The sequence below is a fragment of the Acinetobacter lanii genome, from assembly GCF_011578285.1.
In the GTDB taxonomy this organism is placed as follows: Bacteria; Pseudomonadota; Gammaproteobacteria; order Pseudomonadales; family Moraxellaceae; genus Acinetobacter; species Acinetobacter lanii.
In genome coordinates this window covers 1076833-1098601 of sequence record NZ_CP049916.1, presented here as the reverse complement: position 1 = coordinate 1098601, position 21769 = coordinate 1076833, and the positions used below count along the sequence as shown (strand labels likewise).

At 40.9% G+C, this 21769-nt stretch carries 21 protein-coding genes and 1 pseudogene; 12 read left to right on the top strand and 10 right to left on the bottom strand.

The genetic code is table 11. From position 1 onward, the window contains the following. Window positions 1-20 precede the first annotated feature (20 nt). The 4 genes from rpmE to G8D99_RS05065 all read right to left on the bottom strand — a co-directional run bounded on the left by rpmE (window position 21) and on the right by G8D99_RS05065 (window position 4148). Window positions 21-245 carry a 50S ribosomal protein L31 gene (rpmE, locus tag G8D99_RS05080; RefSeq protein WP_166323224.1) on the bottom strand — a complete coding sequence of 75 codons (225 nt, stop codon included), beginning with the start codon at window positions 243-245 and terminating at the stop codon, window positions 21-23. Between the two features lie 198 nt (window positions 246-443). Then, a complete protein-coding gene (locus G8D99_RS05075; protein WP_166323222.1) occupies window positions 444-1424 on the bottom strand; it encodes a bile acid:sodium symporter family protein in 981 nt (326 codons plus the stop codon). 134 nt (window positions 1425-1558) lie between these two features. After that, a complete protein-coding gene (gene gloA, locus G8D99_RS05070; RefSeq protein ID WP_166323220.1) occupies window positions 1559-1960 on the bottom strand; it encodes a lactoylglutathione lyase in 402 nt (133 codons plus the stop codon). A gap of 1 nt (window position 1961) precedes the next feature. Beyond that, a complete protein-coding gene (locus G8D99_RS05065) occupies window positions 1962-4148 on the bottom strand; it encodes an AmpG family muropeptide MFS transporter (protein WP_166323218.1) in 2187 nt (728 codons plus the stop codon). Window positions 4149-4334: 186 nt separating this feature from the next. On the opposite strand from G8D99_RS05065, the gene G8D99_RS05060 reads away from it, so the two are divergent. Then, on the top strand, window positions 4335-6992 hold the full coding sequence (locus tag G8D99_RS05060; RefSeq protein ID WP_166323216.1) for a Lon protease family protein: 2658 nt from the start codon (window positions 4335-4337) through the stop codon (window positions 6990-6992). Between the two features lie 91 nt (window positions 6993-7083). Here the strand turns inward: G8D99_RS05060 and grxD are convergent, their stop codons facing one another. Beyond that, window positions 7084-7425, bottom strand: a complete 342-nt coding sequence (gene grxD, locus G8D99_RS05055) for a Grx4 family monothiol glutaredoxin (protein ID WP_166323214.1) — start codon at window positions 7423-7425, stop codon at window positions 7084-7086. A gap of 161 nt (window positions 7426-7586) precedes the next feature. Here grxD and G8D99_RS05050 point away from each other — a divergent pair, with 161 nt between their 5' ends. Beyond that, window positions 7587-8798 carry an aspartate aminotransferase family protein gene (locus tag G8D99_RS05050; RefSeq protein ID WP_166323212.1) on the top strand — a complete coding sequence of 404 codons (1212 nt, stop codon included), beginning with the start codon at window positions 7587-7589 and terminating at the stop codon, window positions 8796-8798. 97 nt (window positions 8799-8895) lie between these two features. Here G8D99_RS05050 and G8D99_RS05045 read toward each other — a convergent pair whose 3' ends face one another. From G8D99_RS05045 to surE, 3 genes are all read right to left on the bottom strand, one after another. Continuing rightward, complete coding sequence (locus G8D99_RS05045) at window positions 8896-9828, bottom strand: LysR family transcriptional regulator (RefSeq protein ID WP_166323210.1); 933 nt, start codon at window positions 9826-9828, stop codon at window positions 8896-8898. 98 nt (window positions 9829-9926) lie between these two features. Continuing rightward, window positions 9927-10766: a peptidoglycan DD-metalloendopeptidase family protein gene (locus tag G8D99_RS05040; RefSeq protein ID WP_166323208.1), complete on the bottom strand. Its 840-nt coding sequence runs from the start codon at window positions 10764-10766 to the stop codon at window positions 9927-9929. 124 nt (window positions 10767-10890) lie between these two features. Beyond that, on the bottom strand, window positions 10891-11664 hold the full coding sequence (gene surE / locus G8D99_RS05035; RefSeq protein WP_166323206.1) for a 5'/3'-nucleotidase SurE: 774 nt from the start codon (window positions 11662-11664) through the stop codon (window positions 10891-10893). A gap of 170 nt (window positions 11665-11834) precedes the next feature. On the opposite strand from surE, the gene G8D99_RS05030 reads away from it, so the two are divergent. From G8D99_RS05030 to G8D99_RS05010, 5 genes are all read left to right on the top strand, one after another. Further along, the gene (locus G8D99_RS05030; protein ID WP_166323204.1) at window positions 11835-12137 is read left to right on the top strand and encodes an MCR_0457 family protein; all 303 of its coding nucleotides are present in this window, start codon (window positions 11835-11837) and stop codon (window positions 12135-12137) included. Window positions 12138-12390: 253 nt separating this feature from the next. Next, window positions 12391-12798 carry an MCR_0457 family protein gene (locus G8D99_RS05025; RefSeq protein WP_166323202.1) on the top strand — a complete coding sequence of 136 codons (408 nt, stop codon included), beginning with the start codon at window positions 12391-12393 and terminating at the stop codon, window positions 12796-12798. A gap of 133 nt (window positions 12799-12931) precedes the next feature. Beyond that, on the top strand, window positions 12932-14080 hold the full coding sequence (gene dacC / locus G8D99_RS05020; RefSeq protein WP_166323200.1) for a D-alanyl-D-alanine carboxypeptidase PBP5/6: 1149 nt from the start codon (window positions 12932-12934) through the stop codon (window positions 14078-14080). A gap of 106 nt (window positions 14081-14186) precedes the next feature. Beyond that, window positions 14187-14729 (top strand): gamma carbonic anhydrase family protein, encoded by a 543-nt coding sequence (locus tag G8D99_RS05015; RefSeq protein ID WP_166323198.1) that lies wholly within the window; start codon window positions 14187-14189, stop codon window positions 14727-14729. A gap of 205 nt (window positions 14730-14934) precedes the next feature. Next, the gene (locus tag G8D99_RS05010) at window positions 14935-15231 is read left to right on the top strand and encodes a hypothetical protein (RefSeq protein ID WP_166323196.1); all 297 of its coding nucleotides are present in this window, start codon (window positions 14935-14937) and stop codon (window positions 15229-15231) included. Window positions 15232-15257: 26 nt separating this feature from the next. Here the strand turns inward: G8D99_RS05010 and G8D99_RS05005 are convergent, their stop codons facing one another. Beyond that, window positions 15258-15911: a hypothetical protein gene (locus G8D99_RS05005; RefSeq protein WP_166323194.1), complete on the bottom strand. Its 654-nt coding sequence runs from the start codon at window positions 15909-15911 to the stop codon at window positions 15258-15260. A 152-nt stretch (window positions 15912-16063) separates the two neighbouring features. Between G8D99_RS05005 and G8D99_RS05000 the strand changes: the two genes are divergently transcribed. From G8D99_RS05000 to G8D99_RS04980, 5 genes and pseudogenes are all read left to right on the top strand, one after another. After that, on the top strand, window positions 16064-16549 hold the full coding sequence (locus G8D99_RS05000; RefSeq protein ID WP_166323192.1) for an NUDIX hydrolase: 486 nt from the start codon (window positions 16064-16066) through the stop codon (window positions 16547-16549). Window positions 16550-16553: 4 nt separating this feature from the next. Next, window positions 16554-17687: a tRNA 2-thiouridine(34) synthase MnmA gene (gene mnmA, locus G8D99_RS04995; protein ID WP_166323190.1), complete on the top strand. Its 1134-nt coding sequence runs from the start codon at window positions 16554-16556 to the stop codon at window positions 17685-17687. Between the two features lie 13 nt (window positions 17688-17700). Then, a complete protein-coding gene (hflD, locus tag G8D99_RS04990) occupies window positions 17701-18432 on the top strand; it encodes a high frequency lysogenization protein HflD (protein ID WP_166323188.1) in 732 nt (243 codons plus the stop codon). A gap of 56 nt (window positions 18433-18488) precedes the next feature. Beyond that, entirely contained in the window at window positions 18489-19877 is a 1389-nt protein-coding gene (gene purB / locus G8D99_RS04985) for an adenylosuccinate lyase (RefSeq protein ID WP_166323186.1), read from the top strand. A gap of 144 nt (window positions 19878-20021) precedes the next feature. Next, window positions 20022-20646, top strand: a pseudogene (locus G8D99_RS04980) (DUF2238 domain-containing protein). 71 nt (window positions 20647-20717) lie between these two features. Here the strand turns inward: G8D99_RS04980 and sohB are convergent. Beyond that, window positions 20718-21680 (bottom strand): protease SohB, encoded by a 963-nt coding sequence (sohB, locus tag G8D99_RS04975; RefSeq protein WP_166323184.1) that lies wholly within the window; start codon window positions 21678-21680, stop codon window positions 20718-20720. Window positions 21681-21769: the final 89 nt, after the last annotated feature.

Below are 21769 nucleotides of genomic sequence, written 5' to 3'. Positions count from 1 at the left end.
GTTTTTTTGGTCTTGCAGTATTAACGTTTGATAGAACGTGACATACCAGCAAAACGTTGTTTGAACTTGTCGATACGACCGCCAGTGTCCACATTCTTTTGTTTACCAGTGTAGAATGGGTGGCAAGCTGAACATACGTCAAGGTAGATTGTTTCTTTACCAAGAGCTGAACGAGTTTCGATTACGTTACCGCAAGAACAAGTAGCAACGAGTGTTTCATATTTTGGGTGAATATCGGCGCGCATGGTCGATGCTCCATAAAAATTAAGAAGGTTTTGCTGTCATCGCAATTGATCACTCTCAAACGAGGAAGCACATTGAACTGAATTCAATGGCAGATCAACACCACAACAGACCATTCTTTTGGCCCACCGAGACGGATACCGTCAGAGCTAAGCACAACAAGTGGGCGTATTATACGTCAATTTGATGCAGATATCCAATTATTCCTGAAGCTGAGGCTCAGCCTTTTTCGACCAGTAATTGGCAATGATGCCACAGACCATCAATTGGATCTGATGAAAAATCATGATTGGTAAAACAATCATTCCCAAAGGCTGACCAATAAATAAAATTTGTGCCATCGGTACCCCACTGGCTAGGGTCTTTTTAGATGCACAGAAGAAAATGGTTCTCTGATCTGCGGGATTAAAGCCCATTGCACGGGGAATATACAGTGCCAATAGCATCACCACGGTCAATAAAACTGAACAAGCCAGAATTAACAATAACAATGTCGTCCAACTCACTTGAGTCCATAAGCCTGCCACCACCGCACTACTGAATGCCCCATATACCACCATCAAAATGGAGCCTTGATCAAAGACTTTGACCACTTTGGGCATTTTTTTCATCAAGGGGAAAACGTAAGGACGAAGCAATTGTCCCAAAATAAAAGGCACCAGCAATAATAAGGTGATTTGAATAATCGACTGGGTTGGATCGAAGCCATGCTGACTTTGCCCCAAAATACAAAATGCCACCAATACTGGGGTGATAAACATCCCGATAATATTGGAAAATGATGCACTGCAGACCGCAGCCGCCACATTGCCTCTTGCTACAGACGTGAATGCAATCGAAGATTGCACTGTCGAGGGCAAGAAACACATAAACAAAAAGCCCCAATACAGCTCTTGTCCAAGTAATGGCACCAAGATCGGTTTTGCCAACCAACCTAAGAGCGGAAATAAGGCAAAGGTAAACACAAACACCAAGCTGTGTAATTTCCAATGCATGATGCCTTCAACCACTGCTTGGCGTGATAACTTTGCACCATGTAAAAAAAATAAAATAGCAATCGCGACTGTGGTTAACACACTAAAAGCCTGCGCGCCCTGCCCAGATACAGGGAAAAAACTGGCTAAAATCACCATCAAAAATAACAACAGCGTAAAGCGATCAATGGCTAATAATTTCAGCATACACCCAATTCCCTCTATTTTATTTTTCATACAAAAATGCCCGGTCATCTTAACAGATTCCGGGCATTATCGAAGATGAGACTATTTAAGCGATGAAGTGAAAATCCTTCATCATTTTATGCGTTCTCAAGTACTTAGTTATCACGTGCAAATTTGTCTTGTTGAATCAATTCGATTTTATAACCGTCTGGGTCTTCAACAAACGCTATCACGGTCACGCCACCTTTCATTGGCCCTGCTTCACGCACCACATTGCCACCACGTGCTTTGATTTCTTCACAGGCTTTATAAGCATCGTCCACAGCAATCGCGATATGACCATAAGCATTGCCGAGTTCGTAGCTGTCTGTGTCCCAGTTATGAGTCAACTCAAGCACGGTATTGTTTTCTTCATCGCCATAGCCAACGAACGCTAAAGTAAAACGACCTTCTTCATAATCACGCTTACGAAGCAAAGTCATACCGAGTACCTCAGTGTAGAACGCCAAAGAACGTTCTAAATTGCCTACACGTAACATGGTATGGAGCATTCGCATATTATATTTCCTCATGCATAGATGTTTTGCGTTGATGATCGCCTAACAGTTTTGCCACCCAAACCACCAGTATTAAAATGGGAATCCCAATTAACGTGGTCATCAAAAAGAATTTTGGATAGCCAATATTGGAAACTATAGTACCTGAATAGCCCCCTAAAATCTTGGGGGTTAGGGTCATAAGTGAGCTAAAAATCGCATATTGCACCGCAGTGAAAGACACACTGGTCAGACTGGATAAGAAAGCAATAAATGCAGCCCCAGCCAAGCCTGATGCTAAGTTATCGACAATAATCGCAAAATACAGCCAATTTGAGCTATACGGTTTCACCACTTTGGCTTTCAGTTCAATATTCTGATCAGAGCTTGGATCAATTACGGCAACTGGATCTACATCAATCACTAAGTTTTCGGCGGTGTTTTGAACTTGATTTTTCACTTGAGCAGCCACTTGATACGTGAGTTGAACTTCAGGAACTGCCTTTAAACTTGTATCTAGGAATTTAACCGTAATGCGTTTATCCGTTGCAGTATTTAAGGCTTTACCATCAATGGCTGCTGTAAATACGCCTTGTGTGTCAATTTTTGCAGGATAATCTTTGCCATTTAATACCAAGGCAATGCTGCTGTCTTTATTGATGTTGTCGAAATCTAAACCGGCCACTTGACCTTTCACAACTAAGCTTTGTTTCAGTTCTTGTTCAGTCAATACATTGTCATGCGAAATTGGAAACAGTTGCACTTGCAATTGATCTGATTGTTTCAAAATCGGCAGCTGCGTCTGTGCAACCCCTTGAGCATCATTTAAATACTGGGTTGAAAATGTCACATGGTCGGTTTGTGCCAAGACTTGGCTCGGCACTGAAACCTGAACGTAGCCCACTTCATCGGACTGTGCCTGATAGCGCTGATCACCGACCTGCACGGTCACATCAGAAAGCTGTTGACCTGATTTGACTAGACCAATAAAAATCAGATTGGTTGAACTGGCTAGAATCGCACCAACAAACATCAGTTTCATGATGTTCATGCGCTGTGCCAACAAGCCGCCCAAGAAACCACCCAGCAAGCTAAAAATTACCCCGTAGATTTTGACGGCTTCTGCAATTTGCTCTTTACTGAAATTTAAATCTTGATAGAACACATTGGAAATCACACCGGCAATAATGTCCGAGATACGATAAAAACCAATCAATAACAGCAGAACCAACGCCAACTTCACCCCATAGCGCTTAAAGAAATCAGCAATAGGATTGACCCAGGTTTCATAGGCCATGTCTTTATTGACCGCACCGCCTTTAACCAACAGCGAACCGATGATAAATGCGATTGCCCCAGAGCCAATAAAGCGGCTTGCCTCTAAACCAAACAAGGCCAATGCATCTTTAATTTCAAATTGAGTTTTGATCGATTCGATCAGTTGACCTAAAAAAATATAACTCAACACAAAACTCGCGACAGCGACAAAAAATACCATCACTAGACGATAGTAATCTGTGCGTTTATAGGCTTTATATTTACGATCAACTTGAGGTTCACGAATCGATAAAGTTGTAATAATCCCCACCAACATCACACTTGCCATCGCCAAGTAGGTGTATTTCCACGCACTATAAATATAATTGCCTTTGGCTGTACCGAGTTTGGCTGCTAGAAACAGTGCGCCTGCACCTGCAATGATCATCCCAATGCGATAACCTGCATTGTAAGTTGAAGCCAGTACCGTTTGCATTTGGGTTTCAGCCAACTCAATTCGATAAGCATCAATCACAATGTCTTGGGTCGCTGCTGAGAACCCCAGTAGTACCGCCCCCACGGCCATTTGATACAGATAATGCTGACCTAAGGCAGGATCTGAAAACGCCATGATACAAATAGCACAAACAATCAAAATTTGTGCGATCAGCAACCATGCCCGACGGCGCCCCAAGGTTTTGGTTAAAAACGGTACCGGAAGCTCATCAATCAAGGGTGCCCAGACAAATTTAAAGGAATAGCCCAGTGCTGCCCAACTAAAAAACGTCACCGCACTTTTGTCGATCCCTGCCTCTCCAAGCCATAGCGATAGGCTCGAAAAAATCAACAGAATTGGAATACCTGCCGAGAAGCCCAAAAACAACATGATCAATGCGCGACGATCGAGAAAAGCTAAAAAAGCCGATTTCCATCCGGAAGTTTGTGATGTCATTGCGTTATTATTTTCAGCAAAATTAATTAATGCTATTCAACCCTTTAATACTCAGGGTTTCAATATTTTTTATGCAACCATTGTGCTGTTTTTGCATTTATTTACTGCATCTCAACTTGATCTTTTCCCTTAAACCTGTATACCTTTAAGTTTTCCACCGTACTTTATAGTTTTGGATTTTCACCTGTGACCCAAAGACACGATCAAATTAACTCAACTGCTGTAGCCCATACCACAACATCCACAAACTTAGAAAAAATTGTAAATCCTTTTCCTTCAGTATTTGAACAAACGGAAATTCAAAGTACATTGACGCACACTGCATTAAAACCAGAACAACTGACCCATATTCCCAATACTGAAAATATTCCAGCATCAACCAGAAGAATTAAACCGCTGAATAACTTTTTAGGTCAGGATCGCGCCAAGGCTTCTGTCGAGGCCGGCATTGCTTTGCCTTATTCAGGCTATAACATCTTTGCTGTCGGTACAGCAGGACTCGGTAAACGTACCATGATCAAACGTTTACTCGAACAACATGCCAAGGATATGCCAACCCCTGCCGATTGGGTCTATGTAAATAACTTTAAACATGCGCGTAGCCCGATTGCACTGAAATTCCCTGCCGGACAAGGCGTGAAATTCCAAAATATGTTGCACCAAACTTGGCAGACCAACTTTAAACAGTTGGAACGTCGTTTTAGTGCTGAAACCTATCACAATCGTATTGAAAAAATTCGATTGGTCACTGGCAATGAGCAACAACAAGCCTTGGTTGAACTGACCAAAGAAGGTGAAGATCTCGATTTAAAACTGATTAATCGAGATGATGAACATTGCTTTATTCCTGTGCATTATAAAAATGACAAGTTACAGGAAATGTCACAAGAAGACATCAATGCCTTAAGCAGTAAAGAACGCTCTGAAATTGCCTCAAATATCCGCTATATGGATAAAAAATTGGAGCGCTTAGGTCTACAAATTGGCGACTTAGAAGATGAAGCACGTGATTTGGTGTCTGAGCTGAACCGTGAAATTGCCAAACAAGTGATTATTCCTCGTATGGAACAGATCAAAAGCAAATTCCCGGATGTGGAAGGATTAGCTCAATATTTAAAATACTATGCTCAAGACATCATTGAAAATGTGGAAGCGGTGTTGGAGCAAGAGGAAATTGACTTCACCCCTGCGCAATTCAATCGTGTCCCTGCCCGTTACCAAGCCAATGTGGTGATCAGCAATAAAGCCAATAGCGGCGCACCGGTAATTTTTGAAGATTTTCCAACCCATTACAATTTATTGGGTCATGTCGAACAACTGACTCAAACTGGTACCATTAGCACAGACTTTACCCTAATTCGTCCCGGTGCATTACACAAAGCCAATGGCGGTTTTCTGATGCTTGAAGCTGAACAATTGCTTGAACAGCCTTATGCATGGCAGGGTCTAAAACGTGCCTTAAAATCAGGTCAATTGAAGCTGTCTTCACTTGAACATATGCTGACCTTAACTGGCAGTATTTCGATTGAGCCTGAGTCAATTCCACTGGATTTAAAAGTGGTGCTGTTGGCTGAACCTGAAATTTACTATGAAATTTTAGAAGTTGAACCCGAGCTTGGCAGTGTCTTTAAAATTCGTGCTGACTTTACCGATACATTGCAACGTAATGACGAAAACGAACAAGCCTACATGCATTTGATTGCAGACTATGTGCAAGCGGACAAGCTTTTACCGTTTGATCGTTCAGCATTGGCTGCACTGCTTACAGACTCGAGCCGTCAAGCCGAAGATCAAAGCTCATTGTCCCTACATGCCTCGACTTTAGGGGATTTGATTCGTGAATCGCATCATCATGCTTTTAAAGCCGGCGACAAAATGGTCACCGCAGAGCATATCAATACCGCACTCAAACATCGTCAGTATCGTTTAGGCTATTTGCGTGAATTGTATTGGCAAGATCTTTCGCGTGGTACACAATTGATTGAAACGCGCGGTCATCGTTTGGGGCAAATCAATGCCTTATCTGTGATTCATTATGCGGATGTCGAATTTGGTTTACCTTCTCGTTTAACGGCTTCTGTCTATCAAGGTGGCGGCGATATTTTAGATATCGAACGCAGTGTAGAACTCGGGGGCTCACTGCATGCCAAAGGTGTGTTGCTGATGTCGAGCTTCTTAAAAGCACATTTTGGACGTGAACAGATTCTGCATTTCTCGGCTGCTCTCGCCTTTGAACAAAGTTATGGTCAGGTCGATGGCGACTCTGCCACTGTGGCTGAACTGTCAGCACTGATTTCTGCGATTAGCCAATTGCCGATCGATCAATCTTGGGCAATTACAGGTTCGATGAACCAATTGGGTCAGGTGCAACCGATTGGTGGGGTCAATGCGAAAATTGAAGGCTTCTATGATGCTTGTAAGCTGCAAGGCTTAACCGGCAAACAAGGGGTGATCATTCCCCGTCAAAACATGGATCACTTAATGCTGCGTCAAGATGTGATTGATGCCGTCGCTGCAGGTCAATTCCATATCCATGCCATTACCAACATTGCACAAGCGTTGGAAATCTTGATGGCACGTCCTGTGGGTCAAATGGACAAGAAAGGTCGCTATAGTAAAAATTCAATTTTTGCTGCAGTGATGGATCAGTTGGATTATTGGCAAGCCATTGAAGATGGTGCTGAGCTTGAAGAAGAGCCAAAGAAAAAGAAAAAAAAGAACAAAAAACAAAAAGCCAAAAAGGCGGAGAAAAAAGCCAAGAAAGTGGCTGAAGCTTTAGAAGCGGAAGCACAATCGACCTCTGATGAAAAAAGTTTGCGTTCAGATGTAGCTGAAAACTCATAGTTGATCAATACCTCCAATCTGTGGTTTGAACATAAACCGCAGAGATTAAAAAAGCGCCCTCAAGGCGCTTTTTTAATGTTCAGCTGATGAATTAGGCTTCAGGAGCTGCGCTATATTGTTCAACAAGTGTTTTTAACTCACCTGTTTGGAACATTTCTAGCATAATGTCACTACCACCGATTAATTCGCCATTGATCCACAATTGTGGGAATGTAGGCCAATTTGCAATTTGTGGCAAAGTTGCACGAATATCTTGATTTTCCAAAATATTTACATAAGCAAATGGACGACCAATTTGACTCAATGCTTCTACTGCACGAGCAGAGAATCCACATTGTGGAAATTGTGGTGTGCCTTTCATGTAAAGAAGCACAGCATGCTTAGCTATTTGATCGCGAATTAACGCTTCTGTATCACGCGCTTGTTCAGTCATTGATTAAATCCTCAACTCATCTGCCTGCATTATACCTAAATCCGCATTAAAGAATACTTCTTGCGGAATATTTCCAATTTAATTTGTATTAAGACTTTTAATCCGCTCTAGTTTTTGATTAGATAAACTTTTATTTTCACCTTTACAGATAAGAGTTTGTTATGAACAACATTACCCTCGCTCCGGTGCAACCTGATCAACCTTCACACTTGATGCCTGTGTTCAGCCGTCAACCGATCAGCTTTGTCCGAGGACGTGGCTCTTATTTGTATACTGAAGATGGCACAGAATATTTAGATGCACTCACCGGTATCGCAGTCTGTGGTTTAGGTCATGCCCATCCTGTATTGGCTGAGGCTATTGCAGAACAAGCGGCAACCTTAATTCACACCAGCAATATCTATGAAGTGCCTTGGCAAACCGCTGCTGCACAAAAGTTAGCAGAAGTGTCAGGCATGGAAGAAATTTTCTTCTCAAATAGTGGTGCAGAATCGAATGAAGGTGCGATCAAAATCGCGCGTAAATACGGTCAAATGCAAGGCATTGCGCTTCCTAAAATCATTGTTGCTGACCACTCTTTCCATGGTCGTACCATGGCGACCTTGTCTGCAACAGGCAATAAAAAGGTTCAGGAAGGTTTTGGTCCCTTGGTTGAAGGCTTTATTCGTGTGCCTTTTGGTGATGTGGAAGCGATTGAAGAAGCAGCCATCAACCATCCTGACATCGTGGCGATTTTGGTTGAGCCGATTCAAGGTGAAGGTGGTGTCAACACTGCGCCTCAAGGTTTCAGCTACTTAGAAGACATTCGTCGTATCTGTAATCAACACAACTGGTTAATGATGCTGGATGAAGTTCAAACCGGTAACGGTCGTACCGGCCAATATTTTGCCTATCAACACACCAACATTGTGCCTGATGTGATGACCACAGCTAAAGGTCTAGGCAATGGCTTCCCGATTGGTGCTGTGATGACTCAAGGTAAAGGTGTGGGCATATTGACTGCGGGCAACCATGGTTCAACCTATAGCGGTACAGCGCTCGGTTCACGTATTGTGTATACGATTATCGATTTGATGCAAAAAGAAAACATCGTGGCAAATGCCGCAGAGATTGGCACGTATTTAGTCGATCAATTCCGTGCGCAATTGGCTGATCAAAACGTGATTGTGCGTGGATTTGGGATGATGATCGGGATTGAGTTGCCAAAACCATGTGCAGAATTAGTGAATATTGCGCGTGATGAACACAAATTGATTATCAATGTCACAGCGGGCAATGTGGTGCGTTTATTACCCACATTGAATATGACACATGAGCAAGCTGATGATTTACTCGCTCGTTTGGTGCCTGCGATTCAAAACTTTTTAAAATAAATCATTTATCTTTGATCTGGCTATAGTTTTTATCACTCGATCAAGCATAAAAAAGCCGCATCAAGCGGCTTTTTTATGGGCTAAGTAAACACTATTTTTAAGACGCTTCTTGGAAAATACGTCCACCCGGCAATTGTACAAAATACTGTTTCAGTGCATCTAAACAACGGTGAATTTTCATCGGTTGCTGTTCACGTTTTAAGGTCATTGCATTCAAGGTAAATGTTGGCAATTTCCATTCAGGTAAAACTTCAACCAATGTGCCATTCATCAATTCTTTTTGCACATCAAGATAAAGAATACGCGCAATACCATGACCATTTTGGCATAGAGATTTCGCTACAATGACATTGTTGGTCTGCAAACGATGCTTCATCTCTAAATTGACCGCTTCGCCAGTACCACTATGTTCAAACGTGAAACTTTGCGGGTTTTTCATGATATTGATCGGAATCAAATCATGACTCAACAAATCTTCGGGACGTGAGATTGGGGAATTTTGATTCAAATAACTTGGCGATGCCACCAAAACTTGATCCACACGTGCCAGCGGTATATAGCTTAAATTATTGGACTCTTCCACTTTTGAGCACATCCGAATCGCAATATCGATACGCTCTTGAATCAGGTCAATAAATTGATTTTCTGCTTCAAAATGCACCGTAAGACCGCGATGTGCCGAAATCCAATGCGATAAAGCAGGTACCAGATGCGTTGCCCCCAACTCTGGTGTAGTGGCGATTCGTAAATCGCCAACCAAGTCATCTCTTAATTCATTAATACGGATTTTACCGCGTTCTGCTGCTGCGAGCATTTCTTGACAGCTATGAAAAAAAGCTTGCCCCGCTTCCGTTAAACTTAGTCTTCTTGTAGAACGGTGTAAGAGTGTCACTTCCATTTCTTGTTCTAATGAACGGATTTGCTGGCTGACAGCACTCGTGGTAATGCCTAAATCGCGTGCGGCACCACTAAACGAACTTTTCTCAACCACACATGCAAAAACACCCATCGATCGAAGTTGATCTAACATAAATTTCCCTCTGAAATTATGAGATGCTTCACTCATTATTCTGATAAAAGCAACTCATTGTATTATACGAAGAATTTTTAAGTTTGCATCAACTATCTTTAATTGATAGGTAAAATATTTGCAGGGTTAATCGGCTTGCCATCTAAGCGCACTTGGAACTCCATCATGGTACGTGTTGTACCGCTTGAGCCCATTTCAGCGACTTTCTGTCCTGCAGTGACATTTTGACCACTGGCAACCAAGAGTTTGCTGTTGTGCGCATAGGCGGTGATATAGCCATCGATGTGTTTAATCAACACCAAATTGCCATATTCTTTTAAACCGTCGGCAGCATAGACCACCTGCCCATCTGCCGCTGCAAGCACTGCATCACCCACATTACCCCCAAAACGAACCCCTTTAATATTCTTCGCGGTACTAAAGGTTTCCAATACCGGACCATTCGAAGGCTTCACCCAACGTAAAGAGGTCGGTTTAACCACCGCTGCAGTCGCTGGCACAGTACTTGTGGTGACAGGTGTGTTGACTTGAGGCGGTGTATAAGTTGTGGTGTTGGTCGGCAATTGTACAGTTTGACGTTGAATCGGTGCATCACCACCGCTTAACGGCGCCGTGGTTGAACGAGTTTGATTACGGCTGCCTGACGGTCTTAAACGTAAGGATTGATTCACATAAATACGGTACGGTGCTGCAATGTCGTTCATTTCAGCCACACTGATATAGCTCAGACCATAGCGAGAAGCAATGCCGCTTAATGTATCCCCAGAACGTACCGTATAAAAATCAGGTGCGCGTGCATAACGTGTTGGATTATTGACTTGTGGTTTTGAAGCACAACCCGTAATGGCTAAAGTGGATACCACAACCATCGACACAAGTAATGTATTGATCCATACCTTAGGCATCTTTAAAATTTTTTGTGACGGGGCCAAAAGCATGATTTCCCTCTCCAAGAACTAAAATACTGAAACTAAAATTGGCTTAAGATTAGCAAAATTAATGCTAAATACTCCGATTAAACCGGCTTTTTCACAAAGTTATAACATTCAATTAATTTAATGATCAATTTGAATGCAAAAACTGCTGTAAATCATCCAATACTGCATAATTGGTGGCATCCATTTGAATCGGGGTAATGCTGACATAACCATTTGCAACTGCGAAAAAGTCCGATTGAATGTTCAGGGCATTCTTGGCAGGATCGGTCACCGCTTCGCCCGCCAAACCAATCCAAAATACTTGACGACCCCGTGGATCAACCTGTGTGGTGATCGGTTTAGATTGAATTCTGCGCCCTTGATAGGTGATTTGTGCGCCTTGAATCGTGTCCACATCCGGAATATTAATATTAAAAATATGACGTGGTGGTAACTCAGGCAAACCTTTGGCAATGAAGTCATGTACCCATTGTGCTGCTTGCGCATAATCTTCCGCTTTGTCATAGGCACGTACATTGGCACCTGCCAATGAAACAGCAATCGCAGGCTGTTTCATTAAACGCCCTTCAAAAGCAGCACCGACTGTACCCGAATACAAAACATCATCGCCTAAGTTCGCACCACTATTGATACCACTGACCACCAAATCAAACTCAAAATCGAACATGCCATTCATGGAAAGATAGACGCAGTCTGCCGGTGTACCATTCACCGCCCAAACATCTTCTGCAATTTTGATGGGACGTAAGGGACGATCTAAGGTTAATGCACTGGAAAAACCACTACGTTCACTTTCAGGCGCAACAATCACCACTCGCCCTAAGGGTTTTAGAGCCTGCGCAAGTGCTTGAATGCCCGGTGCAAAAACACCATCATCATTGGCAATTAGAATATTCACGTGATCTCTCAAAAATCGAATGCTTTGGTACATTATACGATAGGAAAATATTCAACAACTCTATATATTTATTACTCTTTCTAAAAATTTAACATTGGGTAAAAACACTGATGATAAAATTATTCAAACACTTAAGCTTTGTCTGCGCATGGACACTATTGAGCTGTTCAGTGGCACACGCGGAATCGCTTTCAAAAGCAGAACTAGACCTTTTGGTGAAAGAAGACATTGCCACTGCACAAGTTTTAACAGAAGTGTGCCCGACTTTGATTGGTGAAAATCAAAAAGTTGTTCAACATGTGAATCACTTTACCCAAAGCAATTTAAAACGCTTAAGCAACCCTGCCACGACTTTGGCACAGCTTAAACAAGATGCTGAATATCAAACGGCGTATGCGGAGGCAAAGAAAGATAGTTTATCTGCCGATCAAACTGAACAGAAACAAGGCTGTGAAGACATTCTCAGTCTGTAACCCCCATTCCATTAGCGGATTACAACTGATCAAATCAGCACTCAAATCATTCTAAATACCAATTTGGAATGATTGAGTTTATTTATTAAATCAAAAGCACTGAATTTAATAGCGTCTATTTTTAATTGGACTTTAATGCTCTTCTGTAGAAATCTCTAACAAATCCTACAGCATCAATACATTTTCTCTGTTTTTTCCTCATTAAAATTGTTTATTCTATGCAAATCATTTAGTTATACATTTTGAGTATTCGATGCAAAACAAATCGCAAAATAAAATTTTAAAACTGTGCTCTTTGGCATTGTTGTCGAGCACCTTGGCATTTGTACCGACTGCCTTTGCAAAAAAAGAGGAAAAGAAAGACGTTCCTCAAGAAAACATTGATGTGACCAATCAACAAGTGACTAAAGATGAATTGGCTGCGATCTATGTATTATCAGAAGTTTGTCCTTCGATTATTAAGCAAGACAAAAAATTTGATGCTGGCTATGCACGCCTGTTAAAAGATTATATGCCAAAAGAAAAGAACCCTGAAAGCACCCTGACAAGCCTTGTTAAACAAAGCAGTTTTAAGCAAGCTTTAGAACAAGCTCGCCAAGATGCTAAGGCTGCCGGCGACAAAGGCAATGCTCAAGTCTGTGAAGATGTCAAAGATTACTAACCCTAAAGTCGAAACTCGATGAAATAGTTACAATTAGTGTGAAATAAGCCAACTTCACCCGTAGAAGTTGGCTTTGCTTTATCCTAGAATGCAAGGCTGAATTTGGCTTCACATAAGATTGGAACGACTCAGAATGACCCAAAAAAGCGCCATTGCTGCATTACTACTATTACCATCATTTTCTTATGCGGCAACTGTCTTATCCACTCCACCAGAATTGAATAATAAATCTTATGTTCTGATGGATTATGAAACAGGGCAAGTCCTTGCTAGTAAAAATGAAAATGAAAAACTTGCACCTGCCTCTATGACCAAAATGATGACCAGTTTCATCATTGAACAAAAACTTTTAAACGGTCAACTCACTGAAGATGAAAAAGTTCGTATGAACGAATCAGCTTGGTGTCGTGGTAGCAGTTCTGAATCCTGCATGTATGTGCCATTAAACGGTACAGCGACTGTGTTGGAAATGCTCCGCGGTATTATTATCCAATCGGGTAATGATGCGTCTAAAGCCATGGCTGAACACATTTCGGGTAATGAAGGCACTTTTGCCCATGCTATGAACCAAGAAGCAAAACGCATTGGCATGAGCAATACCAACTTTATCAATGCAACAGGGATGCCTGCTGAAGGTCATTACTCCACTGCAAAAGATATGGCGATTCTTGCGCAACATATCATTCACGACAGTTCAAAATACTACCCAATCTATTCTGAAAAAGAATTTACCTTTAACGGCATTAAGCAAGGCAACCGTAATGCGCTGCTGTATACCGACCCAAGTGTGGATGGTTTAAAAACCGGTCATACCGATGAAGCGGGTTACTGTTTGGCAACTTCAGCAAAACGTGGTCCGATGCGTTTGGTTTCTGTGATTTTTGGTGCGCCAAGCATGAATGAGCGTGCATCTCAAACACGTGAAATTTTAGCTTGGGGCTTTGCAAACTTTGAAACAGTCAATGTTCAACCTGCAAACCAAGAAATTGCGAAATCTAAAGTATGGTTTGGTACTGAAAATGAAGTCAGTATCGGTCTTGCTGAAAAATTCAATGTGACCATGCCGAAAGGTCAGGCGGATGCGATTAAAACCCAAATTTCTGTTCAACCGAACCTGAATGCACCACTGCAAAAAGGTCAAGTCGTGGGTAAATTGACGGCGACTTTAAACGGCAAAGTGATTGCTGAAAAGCCACTTGTTGCATTGAAAGCGGTTGAAGAAGCAGGCTTTATCTCTCGTATGATTGATCACATCAAACAATTCTTTAGCAATTTATTCTAAGTTGGATTGAACTCCGTTGTTGTTAAACTAAAGATATGGCATCTATATTTCGATATAGGTGCTTTTTTATTTATACTGCCACCTATTCTAAAAAATGATTTTTGCCATGACTCAAAACATTCGACCGTATTTAGACACATATCCTCAATTTGATCATTCCAACTATATTGACCCGATGTCTGTAGTGATTGGTGACGTAGTTTTGGGTGAAAATGTTTCGGTGTGGCCTTTTGCTGTCATTCGGGGTGATGTTAATCATATTCGTATTGGCAAAAACTCGAATGTTCAAGATCATTCGATGTTGCATGTCAGTCATAAAAAAGCCGATAAACCTGAAGGTTCACCTTTAATTATTGGTGAAGATGTGACCATTGGTCATCATGTCAAATTGCATGGATGTACGATTGGAAATCGTGTTTTGGTGGGCATTGGCACCATTATTTTGGATGATGTCATTGTGGAAGATAATGTGATGATTGGTGCAGGCTCGCTTGTTCCACCGAATAAACGTCTTGAAAGTGGTTATTTATATATGGGGAGTCCAGTGAAGCAAATTAGAAAGCTGACTGAAAAAGAACTGGCATTCTTACCCTACTCTGCTCAGAATTATGTCAAAGTTTCGACTCATTATATTGCTCAGAATCAATAATATGTAATCATTTTACGTGTGATGGTTGTGGACGCCACAACCTTTACTCTTATCGCTCAATCTGAATACTTTATTAATTTTACACATAAAAACAATAGCATAGATAAAAATATCTTTATTGACCACTTAGAATCATTTCAGGCGATTGTGCTTATTTTTGAATTATGATATTGATGAGATAAAAGAATAATCATGAGAAAAGTAGATGACTCATCCATATCCTTCAGCTTCAGATGCTGATCTATTCAATATTGATTACGACTCTAAAATTAATGACATCATGATTTTTCTGTTCGAGTATCAATGTGCAAAAATTAACAACCAAAAGTATCCGTGTGTACTGCAAAAATTTAACCAACTCGATATAGCTGCTACTTATTTTCTATTTGATCTAATTGAAGAACGTCTACCACGACGTGCGAAATTATTATTTGCGGGTGAAAATTATCAAGGAAAACGTGATTCAGTTTTGGAAGTCATTGCACACATAGGAAAACAATAATTTTGACAATTAATAATTCATAGAAATTAAGAATATGGTTTAAATAGTATTTGTTCATCATTTTCTATAATTTTCTGTATGGGATAAACCTCTTTTACTAACTCTTTAATTTGCAATATTAATACTGGATCCTGAAAGTCTGTATTGAAATATAAATCTTTATTAAAAGAAAAAAGTTTATTTAATGGCTTATCATCTTGCATAATTTCAGCATCAACTGTAATTTTTAAGGCATTTGTCTCATATTCTTTAACATTAAAATTTATTACGCGGCAATATTTTGAATATCCAGCCTCTCCAAATTGATCAGAACTGCAATGAATAAAAACTTTGTGATCTATTTCTAAAACAGCGTATTTACTTTTTTCGGGCATGAGAGGATGATGATTAAGAATATATATAGATTCATAAATTCCTACATTCAACAACATGGGATTAGTATGATTATAAATTACTAAACTATGTAAATAGAACTTTTTACCAGTAAAATTCTTACTATATGCATATGCATCATATCCTTCTGACTGTATTAATTTAATAATTTTTTCCATATTTTTTTTATCTGTTTTTTCAACAAATAATTTCCTAAAATTTGCATCAGAAATTAAAATTCCATTCAAATTTTCCCTCTTCATAATTTTTATTAAAAATTCAACTACATAAGGAGTATTTGGATGCATTTTAAATCTCAATTGATTTTCATTAATAATTAGTATCTATTACTTTCATCGTTCTTCTAATTTAAATACTATATCTAATTGTTAAAGAAATCGCCATAGTCATGCACGGCTAAATTTTGTAGAATAGCCTTTTCTCTCCATGGTGCTTCTCCATGACCGCTTGGACTGCTCACGTTACCGTTGCGACTGTCGTTGAAAAAGACGGAAAATTCCTTTTTGTAGAAGAACATACAGAAGGTGTCACACATACCGTATTTAACCAACCTGCGGGTCACGTTGAAGCGAATGAAACGATCATTCAAGCAGCAATACGTGAAACCATGGAAGAAACAGGACATGCGGTAGAAGTTGATAGTTTACTGGGTATTTATACCTATACCCCACCGATGTTTCCGGATCGTACCTATTACAGATTTTGCTTTTTAGCTCATGTGCTCGAATACTTCCCTGAAGCACCTTTAGATACTGGCATTGTTGGTCCGAAATGGATGACACTTGATGAATTGCAAGAATCAGCACGTGCACGAAGTCCATTGGTGATCAAAGCTGTTCAAGATGCCATATCTGGTCAAAAATTCCCACTATCGCTCGTTTATGAGCATCAAAACTCTCCTTTTAATTCAAATTTGGATGCCTAATCCTATGCAACAACGTGTCATCGTCGGTATGTCAGGTGGTGTAGATTCTTCTGTTTCTGCGGCACTTTTACTTCAACAAGGATATCAAGTTGAAGGTCTTTTCATGAAAAACTGGGAAGAAGATGACGGCACGGAATATTGCACGGCGATGGAAGATCTCGCCGATGCTCAAGCCGTTTGTGACAAAATTGGAATCAAATTACATACCGCAAACTTCGCCATGGAATATTGGGATCGTGTGTTTGAACATTTCCTAGCAGAATATGCCGCAGGTCGTACGCCAAACCCCGATATTCTGTGTAATAAAGAAATCAAATTTCGTGCGTTCTTAGATCATGCGATTAACTTAGGTGCAGATTTTATTGCGACGGGTCATTACTGCCGTCGTGGTGAAACTTTAAAAAATTCACGTGGTGAAGAATATGCACCGCTACTCCGTGGTTATGACCAAAACAAAGACCAAACTTATTTCCTACATGCAGTGCATGGTCGTGAAATTAACAAGACGTTATTCCCTGTCGGTGAAATTGAGAAGCCTGAAGTACGTCGTATAGCAGAAGAACTCGGTTTAGCAACAGCGAAGAAAAAAGACTCAACCGGGATCTGCTTTATTGGTGAACGTCGCTTCAATGATTTCTTAAAACAGTACCTGCCTGCTCAAGCTGGAAAAATTGTGCTGGATAATGGTAAAGAGGTTGGTGAACATCACGGCTTAATGTACTATACGCTCGGTCAACGTGGTGGCATCGGGATGGGCGGCTTAAAAGGCGCTGCTGAAGGTGCGTGGTTTGTTTTATATAAAGATATTGAAAACAACCGTCTCGTGATTGGTCAAGGTCATGAACATCCACTCATGCAAAGTAAAACACTTTGGAGTGAAGCGATTGACTGGGTTGCAGGTGAACAAGAAATTCCTGAAACAGGTTTCCGCTGTACTGCAAAAACCCGTTATCGTCAACCTGACCAAGGGTGTGTGATTTTCAAAGACGAAAGTATGCCAAATGGTGTTCGTGTCGAATTTGATGAACCCCAACGTGCGGTGACCCCAGGACAAAGTGTAGTGTTCTACGCAGATGAAGTTTGTTTAGGTGGTGGTGTGATTCATCATACCAATGCACCAAAACCTGATTTTATTTAAAGGAATATTCGGCATGACAGAGTTACCGTTTCAACAGCTTCAAACTCTGAATGTACGTCAAAATAGAGCTTTGGCGTTGGCAGGCGTGTTTCAAGCCACGCAGTTGACCCATATGACGGCACTTTCAGGACGACAGAGCATTGGTGATCTCGGTAACTTCTATCTCGAACAATTGATCAAGGCGAGTTTAAATATTCGCCCTGATGCCAACCAAAATTGTCAGACTCTAGATTTTTTTAATCAACTTGCTGACATTTCCCTCGGTTTAAAAACATTAGAAAGTAGCATTACCCAACCGTTTAATACTGCACCCAAACCTAAAATTCCAAAACTCGCCAATGCCAAACTTCCAATGTCTTATGCCATGGGCTTATTACATTTAGAGAAGAAGGTGTATAGCAATCCTGAATTCGTCAAAATCATTGAACAATCCCAAGAAAAAATCCTAAGACAACTTTCTTTTTTTGATCACAATTACTTACATCCCAGTGTATTGGCCAATCTTGCACAAACCTATGTTGAAACAGCAGGCTCGATCAATCCTCGGATTATGGTCAAAGGTTCTGCTGAAGCATTTAAAGACAGCGCACATACCAATCGTATTCGTGCCTCATTATTCACAGGCTTACAAATGGCGCATTTATGGCGTCAGTCTGGTGGAAGTTCATGGTCAATGATCTTCACCAAACGTAAGTTACTCAAAGATATTCAAGATCTCGCTCGTTTACAGTTTCAGGCCGTTTAACGGATGCTGAAAATGAGTTTTGTTTTACGTTTAATTCCAATGTCTAAGGAATCGCTATGAACGCTTTAACTGCACTTTCTCCACTTGATGGACGCTACGCAAGCAAATGTGATGCTCTCCGTCCTTTCCTGTCTGAGTTTGGTTTAATCCATGCTCGTGTAACAGTTGAAGTTCGTTGGTTACAAGCCCTTGCTAACCGCCCAGAAATCACTGAAGTGCCAGCATTTTCAGCTGTAACCAATGCTGCATTAGATGCGATTGTTGCTGATTTCTCTGAAGAAGATGCAAACCGTATTAAAGAAATTGAACGTACAACAAACCATGATGTAAAAGCGGTTGAGTATTTCTTAAAAGAAAAAATTGCACACATTGATGAATTAAAAGATGCAGGCGAATTCATTCACTTTGCATGTACGTCTGAAGACATCAACAACTTGTCTCATGCTTTAATGCTGAAAAGTGGTCGTGAAGTGTTAGTGGTTGCGATGCAACAAATCATCGATGCGATTTCTGAACTTGCTGAAAAACATGCTGAACAACCGATGTTGTCTCGTACCCACGGTCAAACAGCAAGCCCAACCACTTTGGGTAAAGAAATGGCGAACGTGGCTTACCGTCTTGCACGTCAGATCAAACAATTTAAAAATGTTGAGCTTCTTGGCAAAATCAATGGTGCAGTCGGTAACTACAACGCGCACTACTCTGCTTACCCAGACATCAACTGGCCTGCGCATTCTCAAGCATTTGTTGAATCTTTAGGTTTGGAATTCAACCCGTACACGACTCAAATCGAACCACATGACTACATGGCGGAACTTTTTGATGCGTTACGTCGTTTCAACACCATTTTGATCGACTTCAACCGTGACGTTTGGGGCTATATCTCTCTAGGTTTCTTCAAACAACGTTTGAAAGAAGGCGAAGTGGGTTCTTCTACTATGCCGCATAAAGTAAACCCAATCGACTTCGAAAACTCTGAAGGTAATTTGGGTATTGCCAATGCCATCTTAGGTCACTTGGGTGAAAAACTTCCTGTATCTCGCTGGCAGCGTGATTTGACTGACTCTACTGTGCTTCGTAACATGGGTGTTGGTTTTGCACAAAGCTTGATCGCATTCGAAGCATGTTCGAAAGGTATTGGTAAACTTGAACTCAATGCTCAACGTTTACTTGAAGACTTGGACAATGCTCAAGAAGTTTTGGCTGAACCAATCCAAACGGTTATGCGTCGTTATGCAGTTGAAAAACCGTATGAAAAATTAAAAGCGTTGACGCGTGGTCAAGCAATGACGCGCGACATGATGGTGAGCTTTGTAAACGGTAACGAACTTGAAGCTGTTCCTGCTGAAGATCGTGCACGTTTGGCTGAAATGACGCCTGCGTCTTATACAGGTAATGCAGCGGATCAAGCGAAACAAATCAAAGCGCTTATCTCTAAGATCTAAGCATAACATTTAAGTCTAGAATCTAATTTAGAAAGACTTAAGCAGTACCATAAAAGCGAAACTTCGGTTTCGCTTTTTTATATCGGTTGTTTATACTAACGCCAATTTTTATACCAATAATAAGAACCTAAAATTATGAATCAAATCATTGATCGACAGCTCACAGGTAAATATTGGCTGAGTTTAGCTGTCCTTGCTGGATGTATTTTAGTGGCATCCATTTCACCCTTAGAATTCCCCTCCTATTTATTACATCAGATCGGCACAGTCTTGATGCTCATCACTTTATTGATCGTGTTTAAAAAAGTGGGACTGAATTTTGCGAGTTTCGTGGCCTATCTCGGCTTTTTACTGATTCACGTCTTGGGTACACATTATCTATATTCTTGTGCCCTATAACGAATGGTCGATTCAATATTTCAATCTTGATCTAAACCAAGCCATGGGCTGGACACGCAATATGTATGATCGATTGGTCCATTTTGCTTATGGTCTTTTGCTCTATCCATTCTTTCTACGCCTCTTTCAAGTGTGGTTTCCTACCCTATCAGCAAAAGCATTATTTTTTCTGACGGTTCAATTCGTGATGGCGAGCAGTTTGGTGTATGAATGGATTGAATGGCTGTTGGCGATGGGTCTGTCACCTGAAGAAGCGGAAAACTATAACGGTCAGCAAGGCGATGTTTGGGATGCGCATCAAGACATGCTGATTGCGACATTTGGGGCGATGATGACGGGGTTGATGATGCTGTTTAAACAAAAATCCTAAAACTCTAGCCTAGAACCTATAAAAAAAGCCAATCGTCAGATTGGCTTTTTGTCATTTCAAATGTGCAAAACTTAGAGTTTAGGATCACGCATTTGTACCAAACTCGAATTGGCTTTAAACAAGGTTTCTGCAATTTTACCCATCACTGCAGGCACGACTGAATCGGCCATTTGGGCTGCTTGTAAACCGAGCTTTTCACCCAGAGTTGGTTTACGGCGTGTTTGAATCAAGTACAGATCATGCTGACTCAACAAACCCAGCATATATTCATCAGAGGTTTGTAGTTTATCCACTAGGTTCAAATCAAGCGCATCTTGACCGTACCAGTGTTCACCCGTTGCCACTTTTTCCACATTCAATTGTGGACGGTATTTTTCAACAAAGTGCTTAAACAGCTTATGTGTTTGTTGTAACTCTTGTTCAAATTTGGCTTTACCTTCTTCGGTATTTTCACCGAACATGGTCACGGTACGTTTATATTCACCTGCGGTATACAGCTCAAAGTCGACATTATGCTCTTTCAGAAAACGATTGAAATTAGGCACTTGTGCAACCACCCCAATTGAACCGAGCACTGCGAATGGCGCAGACACAATTTCATTGGCGATACATGCCATCATATAGCCGCCACTCGCTGCGACTTTGTCTACAGTAATGGTTAAATGAAAACCGGCATCACGTAAACGTACCAATTGTGCAGCCGCTAAACCATAACCATGCACCATACCCCCTGGGCTTTCTAAACGCAGTAATACACGGTCACGACCTGCTTTAGCAGTCGATAAAATCAGGGTAATTTCTTCACGTAAGTTTTCAACCGCAGAAGCTGCCATGTCCCCTTTAAAGTCGAGTACATACACTTTTTGATTGTTCTTCTTACGTGCGCGAGCTTCTTTAGAGAATTGTTGAGCCAACTGTAATAGCTCAAATTTAGAGGCAGTGGTCTGTGCAATTTTTTTTCGTTGTTCATTGATGCGTGCATTCAAATGCGTTACACGGATTTCAGCAGGCAATTTAGGCAAATGAAATAACATAGAATTTCAATTCTCTTAAATATTTATTTATGCCTTAAAGATGAGGTCAATGTCTGCAAATTTCAATGGCTTTGTTGCAATCTCCACGA